This window comes from Xenorhabdus sp. TH1 (assembly GCF_037260955.1).
GTDB classification, from domain to species: Bacteria; Pseudomonadota; Gammaproteobacteria; order Enterobacterales; family Enterobacteriaceae; genus Xenorhabdus; species Xenorhabdus griffiniae.
In genome coordinates this window covers 562,589-580,999 of sequence record NZ_CP147734.1, presented here as the reverse complement: position 1 = coordinate 580,999, position 18,411 = coordinate 562,589, and the positions used below count along the sequence as shown (strand labels likewise).

9 protein-coding genes, 2 tRNA genes and 1 pseudogene are annotated in these 18,411 nt (G+C 44.0%); 3 read left to right on the top strand and 9 right to left on the bottom strand.

The window, feature by feature from the left end:
• The first annotated feature begins 9 nt into the window (after positions 1-9).
• Positions 10-86: transfer RNA gene (locus WDV74_RS02525), tRNA-Met, on the top strand.
• A gap of 68 nt (positions 87-154) precedes the next feature.
• Positions 155-231: transfer RNA gene (locus WDV74_RS02520), tRNA-Met, on the top strand.
• 257 nt (positions 232-488) lie between these two features.
• Here WDV74_RS02520 and amiC read toward each other — a convergent pair.
• Positions 489-1,736 (bottom strand): N-acetylmuramoyl-L-alanine amidase AmiC, encoded by a 1,248-nt coding sequence (gene amiC / locus WDV74_RS02515; protein WP_338803819.1) that lies wholly within the window; start codon positions 1,734-1,736, stop codon positions 489-491.
• 239 nt (positions 1,737-1,975) lie between these two features.
• On the opposite strand from amiC, the gene argA reads away from it, so the two are divergent.
• Positions 1,976-3,310, top strand: a complete 1,335-nt coding sequence (gene argA / locus WDV74_RS02510; RefSeq protein ID WP_338884400.1) for an amino-acid N-acetyltransferase — start codon at positions 1,976-1,978, stop codon at positions 3,308-3,310.
• 38 nt (positions 3,311-3,348) lie between these two features.
• Here the strand turns inward: argA and recD are convergent, their stop codons facing one another.
• From recD to WDV74_RS02470, 8 genes and pseudogenes are all read right to left on the bottom strand, one after another.
• Positions 3,349-5,256, bottom strand: coding sequence for an exodeoxyribonuclease V subunit alpha (recD, locus tag WDV74_RS02505; RefSeq protein WP_338885517.1), 1,908 nt, complete (start codon positions 5,254-5,256; stop codon positions 3,349-3,351).
• Between the two features lie 5 nt (positions 5,257-5,261).
• Entirely contained in the window at positions 5,262-8,912 is a 3,651-nt protein-coding gene (gene recB, locus WDV74_RS02500) for an exodeoxyribonuclease V subunit beta (RefSeq protein WP_338884398.1), read from the bottom strand.
• Positions 8,909-11,794, bottom strand: coding sequence for a pitrilysin (gene ptrA, locus WDV74_RS02495; protein WP_338884396.1), 2,886 nt, complete (start codon positions 11,792-11,794; stop codon positions 8,909-8,911). Before ptrA ends, recB begins: the two co-directional genes overlap by 4 nt.
• A 19-nt stretch (positions 11,795-11,813) precedes the next feature.
• On the bottom strand, positions 11,814-15,236 hold the full coding sequence (gene recC, locus WDV74_RS02490; protein WP_338884394.1) for an exodeoxyribonuclease V subunit gamma: 3,423 nt from the start codon (positions 15,234-15,236) through the stop codon (positions 11,814-11,816).
• 166 nt (positions 15,237-15,402) lie between these two features.
• A pseudogene (locus WDV74_RS02485) lies at positions 15,403-15,944 on the bottom strand (IS5 family transposase); the annotation flags it as partial.
• A gap of 36 nt (positions 15,945-15,980) precedes the next feature.
• Positions 15,981-16,271: a hypothetical protein gene (locus tag WDV74_RS02480; protein ID WP_338884392.1), complete on the bottom strand. Its 291-nt coding sequence runs from the start codon at positions 16,269-16,271 to the stop codon at positions 15,981-15,983.
• Positions 16,272-16,307: 36 nt separating this feature from the next.
• The gene (locus WDV74_RS02475; protein ID WP_338884390.1) at positions 16,308-16,661 is read right to left on the bottom strand and encodes an alcohol dehydrogenase catalytic domain-containing protein; all 354 of its coding nucleotides are present in this window, start codon (positions 16,659-16,661) and stop codon (positions 16,308-16,310) included.
• Positions 16,662-17,043: 382 nt separating this feature from the next.
• Positions 17,044-18,219 (bottom strand): MFS transporter, encoded by a 1,176-nt coding sequence (locus WDV74_RS02470; protein ID WP_338884388.1) that lies wholly within the window; start codon positions 18,217-18,219, stop codon positions 17,044-17,046.
• Between the last annotated feature and the right edge of the window lie 192 nt (positions 18,220-18,411).

Below are 18,411 nucleotides of genomic sequence, written 5' to 3'. Positions count from 1 at the left end.
ATAGACGGACGCGGGGTGGAGCAGCCTGGTAGCTCGTCGGGCTCATAACCCGAAGGTCGTCGGTTCAAATCCGGCCCCCGCAACCAACGCTACATGATGTCATTACTCAGTGTTTGCATTCATGGTTACTCATCAAGATTTGCAGACAGACGGACGCGGGGTGGAGCAGCCTGGTAGCTCGTCGGGCTCATAACCCGAAGGTCGTCGGTTCAAATCCGGCCCCCGCAACCAAATATTCCTTTTCATTTTTTCCTCCAATTTTCATCTGATCCTTATTACGGTTCGATCACCTAATATCCACTAATTTTAAAATGAATATTTAAATCCGATTTAAATACGCATTAAACTTCAAGTTGCAATTTACAACACGCTATGAAACCTGATTTATCCCCGTTTAGCAGAGATAAATCAAAAGCATCTTGAAGTTAGATTGGTATAAACATAAAGTAAATAACCATCCTTGGCATCATAGGCTTTAAGCGGATATTTCACCGCCGTGCCAATTCAGCCCCATTCTTGAAATACGCCTTAATGCCAGCAAAAATAGATTCTGCCACTTGTTGTTGGAATTTTGCTGTCTTAAGTTTACGTTCTTCTTCCAGATTACTGATAAAGGCAGTTTCTACTAAAATGGAAGGGATATCTGGCGCTTTCAATACCGCAAATCCCGCCTGATCGACACTATTTTTATGTAGCTTGTTGATTTTTCCCATCCGCTTGAGCACTTCATTACCAAATTTCAAGCTATCATTGATAGTCGCGGTTTGCACCAAATCCAACATGGTATGATCCAAATATTTATCGCCACTTTTACTGACGCCACCAATTAAGTCTGCTTCGTTCTGAGTTTGGGCGAGAAAACGCGCCGTATTGCTGGTAGCGCCCTTAGTTGACAACGCAAACACGGATGATCCCCGTGCAGAGCGACTTGTAAAGGCGTCTGCATGAATAGAAACAAAGAGATCCGCCCGCATCTTACGGGCTTTTGCCACCCTCACCGTCAAGGGAATAAACACATCTTCATTTCGCGTCATATAAACTTTCATGCCCGGCTCACGTTTGATGAGCGCCCGTAAACGACGGGCAATTTGCAACACGACATCTTTTTCACGGGTTTTATATTTCCCAATCGCCCCAGAATCTTCACCACCATGACCAGGATCGAGCATAATCACAACCGGTCTGTCTTTGCCGGCTTTGCCAGGTTTGCGTGTTTGTGCAGGCAAATTCTGTTCCAGGTTCCCACTGTTGTACTCTTCAAGCAGGGCCAGTAAAGGATCATTAGCCACATCAACCGCCTTTTTGGGATACAGATCGAGCACCAGACGATGTTTAAACTTTGCAATTGGTGGCAATGTGAAAATATGCGGGGAGACGGGTTGTTTGATTTCAAAGACTAAACGCACCGTTTTAGGATTAAATTGCCCTGCTCGCACTAATTTTAAGTAAGGATCACGCCGCTGAACCTGTGCCCCCATGCTGCTCAAAATGCTATTAAGTTGAATACCCTGCAAATCAATAACAATACGATTAGGGTTTGTAAGCGAAAATTGGCGATACTTAAGTGGAATATTAGACTCCAGCGTTACTCTGGTATAACTTGATGCAGGCCAAATACGCACAGCAATAACTTTTGAAGTCGCTGCATAACCTATTGGGCTGATGCTTAATAACCATACAGCGGCTGCGCCTTTCAGCAGGCGACGACGTGAAGTATTATGGTCTGAATGACTCATTATTTATTCCGCTTAAAAACAACCAAACGCAGTAATCTTTACCAAACATAATAGTTAGGCAGAAACTCTAATTAATTAGCAAACGTCTGTCATCAAAAAACGTATTTTCTGATCCTCTCATTTATTTATACCAATATAAATAATAACGTTATTTTTATCCATATTTCCGCTTGCCATTTCCCTTCAAAAGGAATAAAAATACAAAAAATACGAATAAAAATTCAATCAGAGAGGGTTTCATGAACGAACGCAGTACCGAATTGGTTGAAGTCTTACGTCACTCAGTTCCGTATATCAATGCACATCGAGGTAAAACCTTTGTCATTATGCTGGGAGGTGAAGCCATCGCCCATGAGAATTTTTCTAATATCGTCAACGATATTGGATTACTGCATAATCTGGGCATTCGTTTAATCGTTGTTTATGGCGCCCGTCCACAAATCGAACAAAACATTGCCGAACACCATTGCCAATCGGTTTACCACAAACACACCAGAGTAACCGATGCCAAAACACTGGATTTGGTCAAACAGGCAGCAGGCTTATTACAGCTAGAAATCACAGCACGTCTTTCCATGGGATTAAATAATACCCCATTACAAGGCGCTAATATTAGTGTCGTCAGCGGAAACTTCGTTATCGCCCAACCGCTAGGAATCGATGACGGCGTCGATTATTGCCATAGTGGTAGGGTTCGTCGTATTGATGAGAAAGCAATTAACCAGCAACTGGATAACGGTGCTATTGTGCTGATTGGGCCAGTTGCCGTTTCCGTTACAGGAGAAAGTTTTAACCTCACTTCCGAAGAAATTGCAACCCAACTGGCGATCAAATTAAAAGCAGAAAAATTAATTGGATTTTGCTCATCCCAGGGCGCACTTGACGCTAACGGCCACACTGTATCAGAAATGTTTCTTAATGAAGGAGAAATTCACCTGCACAAACTGGAAAACGCGGGTGACTATCATTCAGGCACCGTGCGTTTCTTAAGGGGAGCGATTAAGGCTTGCCGCCGTGGTGTTCGCCGCAGCCATTTGATCAGTTACCAAGAAAATGGCTCATTGGTTCAGGAACTATTTTCCCGCGAAGGTATCGGCACTCAAATTGTTATGGAACGTTCCGAACAGATACGCCGCGCCAATATTAATGATATTGGTGGCATTCTCGAGCTTATTCGCCCATTGGAGCAACAAGGTATTTTGGTACGCCGTTCACGTGAACAACTGGAAATGGAAATTGATAACTTCACCTTAATTGAACTCGATAATATCACTATCGCCTGCGCTGCCCTATATTCTTATCCCAATGAAAAAATTGGGGAAATGGCCTGTGTTGCCGTACATCCAGACTATCGAAACTCTTCCAGAGGTGAAATTCTGCTAGACGCCATTTCCAGTCAGGCGAAACAAAAAGGGTTGGAAAAACTTTTCGTACTCACAACCCGCAGTATTCACTGGTTTCAGGAGAAAGGCTTTAAGCCCGCAGAAATAGATATGTTGCCTGTGGAAAAACAAGCGCTGTATAACTATCAGCGCCGTTCCAAAATTTTGCTGCTGGATTTACAGGCTTGCTGACGTCAGACTAACCCAATGATCCTTAACCATAGCGCTTTTTATTGCGGGTTGAACCAATCTACCAACCCGCTCCGCCGCTGTGTTGCTGTAGCCACCGCTCTATCCAAAACGGGCTTATTGGCATAAATCGTCAATTTTTCCCTCGCCCGCGTCAGGGCGGTATACACTAATTCCCGACTGACTATGGGTGAGTGTTGGGTCGGCAACACCAAAGCCGTATGCTCAAATTCAGATCCTTGAGATTTATGCACTGTCATCACATAAGCCGTTTCATGTTGGGGCAACCGGCTTGGCTGAAATCCTTTAATCTGTCCATCAGATAGCTGGAAATAGGCTTTCAGCTCATTATCCTGATTTTTGAGCATAATGCCGATATCTCCGTTAAACAGCCCAAGCGTGCTGTCATTACGCAATATCATGATAGGACGCCCGACATAACCACGGCTCTCCACATTTTTGGGGAGGGTAATGACGCCTTTCCTGTGCAGTAGTTGTTCCACTCGTTGGTTCAGCCCTGTCACACCAAAAGGACCTTCCCTTAACGCGCACAATAATCGAAAACGATTAAACGTCGCCAAAATAGCTTCTTCCGCCATCCGTTCATTTGCCATGGCTAAATATTGAGAATAACCCGCCGCGGTTTCCGTCAACAGACGCTGATAATCTTCATCCGCTGCAAGCGGGTAAAAATCAACATCGGGAAAAGATTGATCCAGCACTGCCGCGACGCCTCTGCGATCCCCTTGATTCACAGCTGATGCTAATCGCCCAATGCCGGAAGCCGAGTTGAAGCGATAACTTTTGCGCAGCAAACACAGGCTATCCCGCACGGCAGGCATATTTTTATCGGAATGTAAGGTGGAATAAGAGGTTAACTGACATCCCGTCAAGCGCGCCAATTGCTCAGTACGTTTGGCGCTATAACCTTGTTCAGCAAAACGGCAAATATCTCCCAATACCGCTCCGGCTTCAACCGATGCAAGCTGGTCTTTATCCCCCAAGAAAATCACTTTCGCCCGCGGCGGCAAAGCATCGACCAAGTGAGCCATCATCGGTAAATCCACCATTGAAGCCTCATCAACGATCAAAATATCAAGGGTCAGCGGATTATCACGCCTATAACGCAGTTTTTGGCTATCGGGTTGTGCCCCCAGTAAACGATGGAGAGTTTGTGCCTGTTCTGGAACGCTATGCCACTGTTCTGGCGTCAAATCGAGTTTTTCGACCGCTTCCCTCAGTGATTCAGTTAATCTGGCCGCTGCCTTGCCGGTTGGTGCAGCCAATTGGATGCTTAATTTTTTCCCTTCATGCAACTTGATCAAGGCGGCCAGCAACTTAGCCACTGTCGTGGTTTTGCCGGTTCCTGGCCCACCAGAGATCACCGAAATGCGGCTCGTTACCGCCACGGCAGCGGCAACTTTTTGCCTATCAATGTCTCCTTCAGCAGTGACACCAAAAAGCGCATCCAAAATGCGACGTAACTGGAGTTCATCAAGCGCCGTTTGATCATGGGAAGGTTGAGCAAAAGTGTCGGTCAACTCCACAGCAGCAAAAAAATCCGCAACCCGCCGTTCACTTTGCCACATACGTTGTAAATACAGGCGATAATCACGCTCTTTTTGACAGGAAAGGATCATCGGTGCCGGCGTTTCCCCCATACTGACCGCCGGACATGCCTGCAAAACAGCCAGGATTTGCTGTTGATCGGGTTCTCCGGCCAAAGACCAAAGCGATGCAGCTAACTCCGGCTGCCTGCCTTCAAAAAAATATTTTGGCGAAATTCGCTCCAGTGGCAAACAGACATGCCCCGCACCTGATTCGGCACTTAACAGAGCCGTAATCAACAGTAGTAGTGGATTTTCAGCCTCAATCACCGCATAAGCAAACTGCACATCCAAAGGACGCAGCAGCTTCTGGCTCACCGCCTGTTGCAAGAGTGACATCATGGAATTCATCCGCTTTTTTCCTCACCGACAGCACTAAAAAGCGTATCCAGTTCGTCAATAAATTCAAAGGGAGGCAGATAGGAGTAAATACCATGCCCTGGGTTATCCTTATCAATACCGCGCAAAAACAGATAAATCACGCCACCAAAATGGCGGCGATAATCATAATGAGCTAACCGATGACGCAAATAACGGTGCAGCGCTAAGGTATAAAGCTGATACTGAAAATCGTAACGGTGCTCTATCATGGCATTTGCCATTGCTTCTTGCGTATACGACGGGCTGTTCTCACCTAACCAGTTTGATTTGTAATCCACAACGTAAAACTTGTCTTGCCAGCAAAAAACCAAATCAATAAAACCTTTTAACATGCCTTTGACTTGATGAAAGGATAACGGAGCACATTGCGCAGACAGCGGATCATAACGACGAATCAATGCATTAATCTCCTTTGAATATAATAACTTATCCACTGGCAGGTAAAACTGCATTTCACTTTGTTGGTGATGACGAGGTACATCAGCAAGTTTCATTCCCTGCTCATTCAGTTCTGCGCCCAGAATATCCTCTATCCACTGTTGCAATACCGGTGCCCAATTTTCATCAAATCCTGATGCTGTCAGTTTTTCCACCAACCACACCTGATCCGGAGGATTGCCGAAATCCAGATCTTCTAAAATACTGTGCAGGAATGTGCCCGCAGACGCTCCACGTGGAAAAGTATGCGGAGTCATCTGTAACGACTGTTCTCCCTGCTTTTCACCACTCGCTTCAATATCCAGCTTAGGCGAAATGGATTGCACAATCACATCAACTGATTCCCCAAGTGCCCCCGCATAAGTGGGAGAGATGGCATGGGAAGCAGAATATTGTAACCCCGAATAACTTGTTACCCGCCAATCGTCCCGAACGGCACGTTGCAATTTTTTGGCTTCCAGCAACAGAGTATTTTCACTTTGTGGATACCACGGCAAGTCAGTGGTATTTCCCACTTGCCTTATCTCAATGCCGTTATCACGAAGTTCATTCAAACTATTAATCAAGAGTTCTGCATCACCTTTTTGTCCCTTTTGCAGCAAGTACCCAAGGGCAGATAAATGCAGATCAGTATCGCCTGCTTTGCCTCTATTTCCTTTAATCAACGGGGCTACCCCGACGCTACAGTGATAAACCGAACGTGTTAATGCAACGTAGAGCAAGCGTAGATCCTCAGCCAGGCGTTCTTCATCAGCCAGCTCCAACGCTTCTTTCAACGCTTCATCATCATGAGAAATATTGAGATGAGTCTCAAAGTTATGGCGATCATGATAAACCGCCTGCTTCTGCTTTCTGTAACCACAAACAAAAGGCAAGCAAACCAACGGATATTCCAAGCCCTTAGATTTATGTATGGTACAGATCTGCACCAGATGCCGATCACTCTCCAGTCTCAGTTGCTGGTTTTCTGATTGCGGATTAGGCCGTGAGATCTGTTGTGCCAGCCAGCGGGCAACGGCATGTTCGCTATCTAGCTGTTGAGATTCCTCCTGCAACAGCTCACCAATGTGCATAATATCGGTAAGCCGGCGTTCACCGTCATCACCTGCCAGCAGATTTTCGGCTATCCGGTATTTCACCATTACTGCCCGCAACATGGGTAATACGCCACGAGTACGCCATAAACGGGCATAGCCATCAAATTCATCAACCAGACGATCCCACGCCCTTTCATCGTTATTTAACTGGTCAATTTGTTGTGCACTTAAGCCAAATAGACTGCTGGCTAATGCACTTCGTAATTCGCGCGCTTTTTCCGGTGCTAATACTGCCTGTAACAACCACAGCAAATCTTTCGCTTCTGGCGTATCAAACACACTTTCTCGGTTGGAAAGATAAACCGACGGTATCTTTAGCGCGTTCAATTCATTACGGATCAATGCTGCTTCTCGGCGATCACGCACCAACACCGTAATATCCGCTGCCATCACCGGACGGCTTGTTTCTGTTGGTTGATTTTTTGCCCGATATAAAAGCGCTTTCCCTTCTTGACCAGCCTGCAACCAATCCCGTATTTGGGCAGCACATTGTCGAGCCATGGTTTGCTCATATTCCCCTTTGGAAACACCATCACCCGACTGTAACCAAAAGCGCAAAGCGGTTTGATCTTCACCATACAAGGAAAACCTCAAACCCTGATTTTTCTCTGCGGCATTAACGTCAATAAAAGGGATTTGTGCAAACAAAAATGGGCGCTCTGGGCGGGAAAACAGTGTATTGACAGCCTGCACCATTGGTGTGGAAGAACGCCAATTCGTTTCCAGTGTGTAATGGGCCTTAACGTGAGAACGCGCACGAATGTAGGTAAAAATATCTGCCCCACGAAACGCATAAATCGCTTGTTTGGGGTCGCCAATAAACAATAAACCCGTTTCGTTTTCAGCCCGTTCATTCTCTGATTGATGACAATATATAGCCTGAAAAATGCGATATTGTTGTGGATCGGTATCCTGAAATTCATCAATCATTGCAACGGGATAACGCTGCCGAATGGTTGCTGCAAGCTGTTCTCCTCCTGCACGTTGCAAGGCACTGTCCAGACGGGTCAGCAAATCATCAAATCCCATGTAACCACGGTTAAGTTTCTCCTGATTAACCGATTGGCGAACTTCAACAATTGCTTTAGAAAGGAGGATATCTTTCAACGTCAATGGGTGCTGATATAAACCATCAATTGCTGCAAACAACGCATGTTGCGGAGCTTCCCCTTTTTTCGTTTTTTCTAACAAGCGTGACTGACAAAATTTATCCAACTCTTTGGGCAACAGGTAATCTTCGGTAGGTGATTTAGCCCACTCAGAAACACTATTTAACCAGTTAGGTAAATGTTTTTTGCTGTAACTGCGCTTATCAACACCTGAATGAGTAATCAGCTCCTCTAACCCAGAAGCGGCGCTATTCCACTGCTGCTTTATCGCCTCAATCTGTTCAATGATTTTCTGATGACGGCTAAACAACGTTTCATCACCCTCAGGGGCATTGACGATATACGGCATATCTCCGTGCAAGTAGTCTGAAATATCTTTCAATAATGCTTCCGGCCCACTCCATATCCGGCTGACTTCCGCAGCGATTGGCAATGGCAGGGGATAACAGTGACGGCGCCAAAAATCAGCGCAGCCTTGTTTACGTAGCTGGTTTTCATCCTGAATTAAGGTTTGATCAAACAGAACACCAGACTCAAACGCATTGTGGACTAACATACGCTGGCAAAAGCCGTGGATGGTATAAATCGCCGCCTCATCCATCTGGCGTTCAGCGGCTAATAACCAGCTGGCCGCACTTTCCCTATCAGGAATTTCAGCCAGTAATTGCTGATAGACTGGATCGCTGGCCGCTGTTTCTTGCCGTATACAAGCCAAACGGAGCTGATGGATATTTTCACGGATACGTCCACGCAATTCATCCGTCGCCGCTTGCGTAAAGGTCACAACCAGGATCTCTTCGACATTCAGCGGACGGGAAAAGGCGGCAGAGCCGCCTAATCCGAGTAACAGCCGGAGATACAACAAGCCTATCGTGTAAGTCTTTCCCGTTCCTGCTGACGCTTCGATCAGCCGCTGACCATACAGCGGCAGTGTTAACGGGTTAAGCTTATGAGAGGGTATTTCTTTGCTCACTGAGCATTCACCTTAACCGGTAATTGTTTCTGGAAATCTGACACATAGTCGTAAGTTTTCCAGCCTTTCAATTCGGCATATTGATGAGCCGTACCTTTTTTCCCGGTAATTTGGGAAACCAGTGCCAATCCCTGACGTTTAAGCACGGCTTTTTCATAAAACGCAATCATCTGCGCTTTGGTGGCTTTTTCCATCGTTGCAATGATTTTCTCACGGGTATCAAATTTGAAATTATTGCGCCCAAAATCTGCATCAAAGCGAGCCACTTCTAAATAGAAAGTCTGTGGCGGCTCACGCATCTCTGTTAGCAGCGATTTTTTATACTGTTCGAACTCAGCATCAGACATCGCTTTCAGTTTTTTATCAGCCTGTTGATAAAAGCTCTGATAGCGTTGATGCAGGTAATCCGGTTGCTTACTGTTACTTTGCAGCAAGAAACCCAATCCCCACTGTTTACCTATATTTTCGTTGAAAGCAAAAACGGCATAACCAAGCTGTTCTTTCGTTCTCAATTGATCATAGAACCATGGCGACAAAATGCTACTCAGCAAATTGGAATAAACCGATCCCTGGATACGGTCATACCCCGTTGGAATAAAGATCTCTTCCAGAGCATTATCCGTGCTATTTGCCGTTCCATTGAAATTAACCGCATAATTACGATCAATCACAATGCTCTTGCCAGTCCACCATACCGTTCCCTGGTTAGCGAGCTGCTTCTGTGCTGACTGAACGATGTTAATACTCTGCTGTTCAGTGAAATTACCGAAAACCAAAGCCTGTAATGCCGAGTGTTGGATCATGCTTCGACGGTAGTTGACAATATCGTCAACCGTGATGGTATCCAACACTTTCAATTTTTCAGCCTGTTCAAAATAAGGCACACCAGAGAGGCGGGAAATAGGTTGCTGCGCCATTTGAAAAGCCTTGCCATTATTGGCGACTTCCATTTGTTCCCGATACCACGATTTCGCCTGATCCAGTTCTTCTTGAGTCGGTGTAAACGAAATATATTGATCAATTACGGAAGTTAACAACGCTGGTAAATGCTGTGTATAACCATTGACGCTGATTTTCAAACCATCAACATAACCGGTATTAACGCCCATTCCCCCAACCGATGCCTGATAACTCAGTTGATCAAGTGCAAGCCCAGACAAATAGTTTAATAAGGTATCTGAAACCTGATCTTTGATGTTTTGTAATCCATTTGGATTACGCATCTCCAGTGCAATACTGCCTTTAGGTTCATCGGCAAAATATTGGCTCGGCATATACAGCAAACGGACATTGGGTTTTTCCAAAATCATTTTAGGATGTTCTTGGCTACCCGATGTTTTTATCAAAGGCAAATCATCAGGAATATAAGGATTCAACTCAGGCAAAGAAAATAAGTCTTCTTGTTCGAGTTTTTTCCATTCCGCCAACTGGCTTGACGTCATTTTATTGACTTGATACGGGGCCTGCACAAAGTAGGCTTCTTTATTATGTGGCTCTGTTGGGCTGATAAACCAGATACGTGCATTTTCCGGCGTTAATTCGTCCAGGCGGCTCGCTATTGCTTTTGGATTAAACTCATCTGTAACATAACTCGCATCCAGCACATGGGATATAGGCAATACCAGCATGGCATCGGACAGCCATTCAATGTAGTTCATATTGCGTACAATTGACGCATACTGGAACGACAAATTCAGGACCTTAGCCATTTCATCGAAATAACTCTTGTTGATCCCCTGCTGTTTTAGCAGATTAATGTAGGAAAAGATGGCTGCGATAACTTGATCACGCTGTTCAAGCCCCTTATCCGTGAGTGAAACATAAATATTAAACGTCCCGGAATTACCATCAGTTTTGGGATGTGCCCCGGCATCGATACTTTCGATTAACCCCTGCTTTTGTAACCAATCAGACAAGGTATTTTGGCTGCGATTGCCAATCAAATACCCGACATAAGCGTCAGTCTTACTACGAAAATCTGCACTGTTGTCAGCAATGCTGAACTCCAGTCTCAACGCTTTGTAAGGTTGTGCGGGCACATAATGGATAATGATGCCTTTTTCTTTATCTGTCATTGCCGGTACAGTAATGGCAGGCACCGAAGCATGTCGGTTCGGAATACGGCCAAAGGTTTCTGCCGCAATCTGAGCCAATTTATCGATGGATTGATTGCCATACATAACCCCTTTCATCAGATTAGCGGAGTAATAGCGTTGGTAAAAATCAATCAGGGCCGTCTGTAATTTGCTGTCAGGTTTATCTTTCAGTGTTTCTAGATTTCCACCCGCAAAGCGAGCGTTAGGGTGAGCTGGATTGAGGGTTTCGGAACGAATTTGCCATAAGCGATGCCCTTCACCCGCACGAGCGATGGTCATTTCATTATCAACGGCATGGCGTTCACGATCCGCATTGACTGGCTCCAGCAAAGGTTCAGCCAGCGCATCCGCCAGGCGATCAACCGCTCCTGTTAAGGCGCCATTTTCAACTTCCAGGTAGAATGCCGTACGGTTGGCATTGGTACTGGCGTTACGGCTTCCTCCATGTTTTTGCAAGAATTCAGCAAATCCGCCGGGTTGTGGGTAACGCTTGGAACCCATCAATACCATATGCTCAAGATAATGAGCCAGACCAAGCTGATTATCTGGGTTTTCCATATGGCCAACCGGAAGAGAGACGGCAGCCAATGATTTAATCGCGTTTTCATCAGAAACCAGCAAAACGGTCATGCCATTTTGCAATTTAATCGCTTTATATTGACGAGGATCGCGATCACTTTTGTGGATCGTATCTGGCAATGGCTGCCAGGGCGATTGTGCATATACAGTAACCCCAAAAAATAGCAGAAAGAGCACCGTCATGATGCGGATAAGACATTTAGGCATAACCTAATATTCTCCCTAATTATTTAAATAATGATCCATTGGAATAGCGTGCCATCGGCAGTAAATAGTGCTTAGTTTCACGCTTCATTCGCTCCAAAAGTGATTGATCAACTTGCCGGAAAGCCCGTTGTACGTAGTGATCAGCGCTTTCTCCTTTCCTGTCATGTGTTCCTAACCAGTGTTCCATTAATTTATTTTCAGCGCTTTGTTGAACTTCTTCGCGAAAATCAATTTCACCCGTTTCCTTATCAAAACAGTCAACTAACCATGCCCAGCCGCTTCGGCAAAACAAAGGAAGAGGTTCAGACATACCTTGAAAATACCCCTCTATCATCTGGTTCAAATAGTGCTTCGCCTCCTCCGGTTTTAACGCTAAGAATCGATATTCTGACACCTTCTTATCTTCCTTCTCTTTTTTGCCCTTTTTACCTGTTCCATATATGCGGCTTTCACTACTTCCACCTGAAAGACAATAGGCAAGGTGTTCAATCCATAATTGGATACCATCATTGGCCGTTAAGTTCGCTGGTCGCCAACGTAAAATTCCATCAGGCTGTACCTGACTGATGCTGCCAGTCAATACCACCGTGTCTAATGGCTCATATAGGTCAATAGAAGAAGAGGTCGTTCTCTCTTCACGCACCCTGGCGGCCAAAGGCTGCATGGATTCCAGTTGCTCCATCCAATAAACTTCACCAAAGGAACCATAGGGCAACCCTCCCGACGCACGGAGGTGGTAAAACAGAGATTCAGGTGCCCCCTGTTCAATCAAGATGCTTAGCAGTAGTTGGTTAAATTGGTAACGTTGCAGGTTATCCAGCACAAAAGGTTCTTCTTCGGGTAACTCCATCTCTTCAATGACAAAATGTACCTTCAGTCGTCGCTGAAAGAATGCCCGGACAGGGTGTCGATAAAAGCGGATCAACTCATCTAATGCAATTTCTTTTACCCCACTGCGATCAAAAGCAATCGGCTGACAAAAATCAGTTGCTGAAACCCCCTGTTGTGTCGCAGCTGGCAACCATTCTGTAGCATAACTTTGTAAGTGATGGTCAGGTAAGAAATTCTCTTTCGCAAAAGGCACACGGGTATGCTGTGATAGCAGATGTTTTCTGACATTTCTGGCGCTGTCATCAACATTCAACATTTCATCGCCGGCTAAGCAAAAACTCTGACAAATATAATCCAATAATTCGTTGACCAATACGGAGGGATTGCACTCAGTATCATCGCGAATCGATTTACCAATATAGCTAATGTAGAGAAATTGTTCCGCCGAAACCAACGCTTCCAGAAAGAGATAACGGTCATCGTCGCGCCGTTTCCTATCTCCTCGCTGAGTCTTTTCTGCCATCAGATCAAACCCAAGTGGCGGGATAGTACGTGGATAAACGCCATCGTTCATTCCCAACAAGCAAACCACTTTAAAAGGAATGGAGCGCATAGGCATCAGAGTGCAAAAATTGAGTGCTCCGGCGAGGAAACGCTGGCTGATCTTTTCATCATCAAAACGAAGCGCCAACTCATCACGCAACAACACCAAAGGAATACGTCCTTCGTAATGGGCATTCAGGCCATCATCAATCACTTTTTGCCATTGCTGAGTAATAAGTGCCAGAACCAGTTCAATTTCATCATCCATCTCGAAAAAAGTTTCCAGCAGTTGCGGGCATATAACCAACCAATCCGTCAATCGCTGTGCTTCACCCAAAATTTTACGCCAGCGATTCAATGCCATTAAAAACTCAGCTAATTGCCCTGCCAGTTCAGCAGCAAGCCCACTGGATTCATCATAAGGCAAAACATCGTTCCACGGCCCGGCATGGCTATCCATCGCATAACCCAATAGCATACGCGTCAGGCCAAAGTGCCAGGTATTCTGCCCTGTGGCAGGCAACGATAATGCTTCAATATTGTCATCATCCAACCCCCAGCAAATTCCCGATTCTTTTACCCAGCGTCGCAATAAACGCAATCCTTCCTCCTGAATCGCGAATTTATTAGCTAAAGCAGGAACTTCCAATAATGCCAACACCTGTTCTGCCGTAAACCGACTCTGCGGCAGATCCAACAGAGTAATGAATGCCTGCAAGACAGGATGTGCCTGACGAGCTTTACGATCAGAGATAGCAAAAGGGATATAACGATCATCAGGCGCATTGCCAAAAACAGCTTGAATATAGGGAGTATAGCTATCGATATCCGCCATCATCACAATGATGTCCCTCGGTGTCAGTGAAGGGTCATCATCCAATAAATGCAGGATTTGATCCTGCAATACTTCGACTTCCCTCTGTGGGCTATGGCATGAATGAAAAGTCAATGAGCGATCAGTACCATTAAATGGGCGCTTTTTCAGGCTGTTTTTGAAGGAATTTTCGGTAGAACCAATCTGGGCATGATCTTCAAGATTAAGGATATCTTGTTGAATTTGGTGCAAGACAGAATCTGGTTTTGATTCAACAAAGGCATGAATATCGGAATCTGGCTCCAATTGTGACAACAGGTAGAGGTTATCCCTTCCCAATTTTCCCCAAGATGCCAGCAATGGATTATTCAACTCCTGTTCCCCTTCAGCATTAAACAGCGATGGCGCCTCTTCGGGATTTTTGAATCTTTCCAGCAATTGCCTGCTCTTATAATGTTTTGGCTTACGGCTATTTAATCTGGCAAGAAAAGCATAACTCTGGATATCACCCCAATAATATTGGCATGGATTCGTGAACATAAGATGAATATCAATATGTTTACCCAATGCCTTCAATACTTGCAGGTAAGCGGGAGGCAATACAGATATACCGCAGATAAAAATACGCGAGGGAAGAGCCCCTAATGGAAAGCTCCCTTCCTCCAATGTCGATATAAATCGTTGATATAAATTGGCGCGGTGCCACAAAGGTTGTTGTAACTGGCGGGTATATGCTGTCAGTTCAAACCATAGCCTTTTTTGCCATAACTGGTTACTACCCAAGCCGTCAATTAATTGACCCTCTTCCCAGCTTTCTAACCAATGTGGACGATAAACCAAATATTGGTCAAACAGATCGGCAATTCTGCCAGCCAACTGGTGAATTTTACGTTTATCAATATCTTGATCAAGATAATGCCTGAGCGCTGAAAATTCTGGCTCTGTCAACAAATCGGGCAGTAAAGTCATCAATTTCCACTTCATAGCATCCTTACTGAAATGACTGTCTTTGGGAATATCAGGCAACACTCGGGTAAACATCTGCCAGATAAAGGTTGCAGGCAGTGGGAACTCCATGTTCGCAGCAATACCCAGTTTTTCTGCCAGCTGAATTTGCAACCACTGTGACATTCCTGGGCTTTGAACCAAAATCACTTCTTTGCCAAATGGGTCAGAAAGGGGATCTTCCCCAATCAATATCGCCATCAATTCCTTGAGAATATCGAGCTGATTCGAATGATAAACGCTAAACATCAATGCTCCACCGGAATATAAAAATCACTTAACGTATTGATATTAAATAATTTATTTAATATCATTATAAAATGTATACAGGATTCTATACAAATAAAATTGCTGCTAGGGCGTGTTAACGTTTATTGTTCATCATTCACTCAACCCACATCGGTAGCCATATAATGGCAAACGCATTTTCGACAAATGTCGATAACGGTATAAAAAACTATTAATATTCTTATCTGATTTTCGGCTATTTTTTCGATAAAGGAATAACCGTTTTCTCACCTTTTTTCAACGAAACTTCTAAAATCGCCGCTATCATAACCTTTATCAGCAATCACATAGTCTGATGCCGGTGAATATTTGACCAAACCTTCCACATGCACAATATCATTCGTTTAACCGCCAGATAACTCAAAATATACAAGCAAACCGTAACTGTTGGCGGCTAAATGAAGTTTAGTCGAGCATCTGCCTCGGCTCTTACCGATAGATTCATCTTCTGTAGAAATCGCGCCTGAACTGTGTTGATGAGTACGGACAATACTGCTATCACTGAATAACCACTCAGCATCCGTATTTTCAGATAATAATTTGAATAATAATTTCAAAATACCTTTTCTTTAACCATTCATTAAAACGTTTAAAGAGGATATTCCATTTTTTAAATTCATCAGGTAAATCCCACAACGGGCATCCCGTTCTCATTCAATAAAGGTTCCCTTAGAAAGTCAGGTAATGCACTTCTTTGTGGTCAATTCATTCACTTTGTTGCTTCAATACAACTAGCATTACGATCTCAAAAATATTTCGATAATTTTCCACTTCAGTAAGAGCGCTAACTTCATATTCTTCCAATAACTTCCTGTCTAATACGAAATTACGCCGCATTTCACCACGGTTAAATATATGCACTTCTGCTAATAGATGTTTCGCATACATCGAGAACATAATACCTGAACAGACTGCACCAATAATTCCTACTTTTTTCCCTCCAAATTGGGTAATTCTGCAAGTTCCATTAACTTTTTCGTAGCATGACCAAGACAAGCCATTGGTTCTGGCATCCAAATTCTGTGCAGAATGTTATATTTCGGTTACTCGGATGATGGCTTGCTCTAGCACATCCTCCAACCCGTGAACGAAAACATACTCAACGAAACCAGCAGTTCGATTAGGAGTAATATTAGGATTAAAAGTTACTGGCTCACCCTCCTGATATCCAGTACTAATGCCTGCAAAAAACATAATTCCTACAAATTCATGGCCAAAAAGAGAACCACGATCTATTAGAATATCCCGGGAACCAATAATTTCTTTAATAAAGATACGGCAAACTCCCATATAATCAAGCCTAATCACGAGAGTATCATCACTGAGAATTTGTCGAGGAAAATTTTTTGTGATGCATTTAACTGTACCATTTGAGAGCTCAACCATTTTATAAATATACCAATCCAACTTCAAATTGTAGCTTGCAAGTCAATGTGATTGTTTATATCTCCCCGCTACGCGGGGACATATAAGACGCATCTTGAAAGGCGATTGGTATAGATGGCAAATACGATATACTAGTTCCTTAAATTTCAATTTATTGATTCATCCAGCCTAGGCCTATATGCTAGTATTTTAAGTATAATAAATCTTACCTATAAACAAATGGTTAAAGCTATAACCGGAGAGCCATAAGAGCCTATTCATAAAAGTTATTTTATTTATTAAATACCCACCGAAACTGCATCAATCCCATATTGTTTCGATGGTTTAATAGTCACGGGAATAACGCTTACTGGAATAGGCATCAATGAGGTATTTATCTTTTTTATTCCAAAACCTGAGCCGTTTTTTGACGACTAAGATACCAAGCCATAATGGTTATAACCAAACTGATAGCAGCCAGTACTGCTCCCGCCAATGGTACAGCACGTATTCCAAATCCTAGCCCAAGCACTGTACCTCCCATCCAAGCGCCTAGACCATTTCCTAGGTTAAATGCAGACACGTTAACTGACAGTGCCAACGTAGGAGCGGCCATTGCTAACGATTGAATCCGGGCCTGAAGCGACGGAATGATTGAAAACCCAATGGCGCCAAATATAAACAACGTAATAGCTGAGAGAATAGGTACAGGGCTTGTCATCCAGAACACAATAAGTACAATGACTAAACTACTTAATACCGTAGTGACTCCACGCAAGACATGTTTATCCGCTAAGCGACCACCTACGAAGTTGCCAATGATAGCTCCAATGCCAAAAACTACTAGAAGAGCAGAAATTGCAGAGGGACCGAAGTGACTTATATCCATTAGCAGGGGTACTACATAGGTTGAAGCTGTAAATACCGCACCTTGTGCTAGCACCGTAGTGATTACCGCAAAAACAAGCGAGGGGTTATTTAAAGCACTTAATTCCCGACGCATAGCTCCGGGTTTTGATTGTTCAGCTTGAGGCAAATTTGAAGGCATAAATGCTGCCATCAACACTACAGAAATGATTGCAATGATGACAATCACCACAAATGTTGCTCGCCATCCAAAGTTCTGCCCAATAAACGTTCCAAGTGGACTACCTAATGCATTAGCTAAATTAAAACCTAAGGCGATTTTAGCCATTGCGGAACCTTGCTTGTTAACTGGAGATAAAGTTACTGCAAGACTGAATGCTACAGCAACGAATGTTCCATGGCTGATCGATGTTAAAATTCGCGCAACCATTAGCATTTGATAATCAGAGGCTAATACAGCCCAAACATTGCCTAAAATGAACGGAAGCATCAGTCCCAGAACCAGAGTTTTGCGTGGTACGCGCGTGGTCAGCAGGGTAACGAACGGTCCAATAATTGTTACACCCAGAGCATATCCAGTAACCAATAGACCTGCATCTGGTAGCGAGACGGAGAGATCTGATGCTACAATCGGCAATAGTCCAGAAATGATAATTTCTGCTGTTCCCAGACAAAAAACACCTAACATTAGTGCGAAAAGAATTATGGGCATAAGGAATTCCTTAATACAGTAAGTATGTTGAGTTGAATAAATTTATACACGTGATATATCAAATGTAATATTTTCTTCTACACTCCTGTAGTGCGAACCAGCAAATGCTGAACGGAACTACTGGTAACTTAAAATTAATTAAGTATCACGTTATTTAACGAATTAAAACGATTACTGAACACTCAACAATCA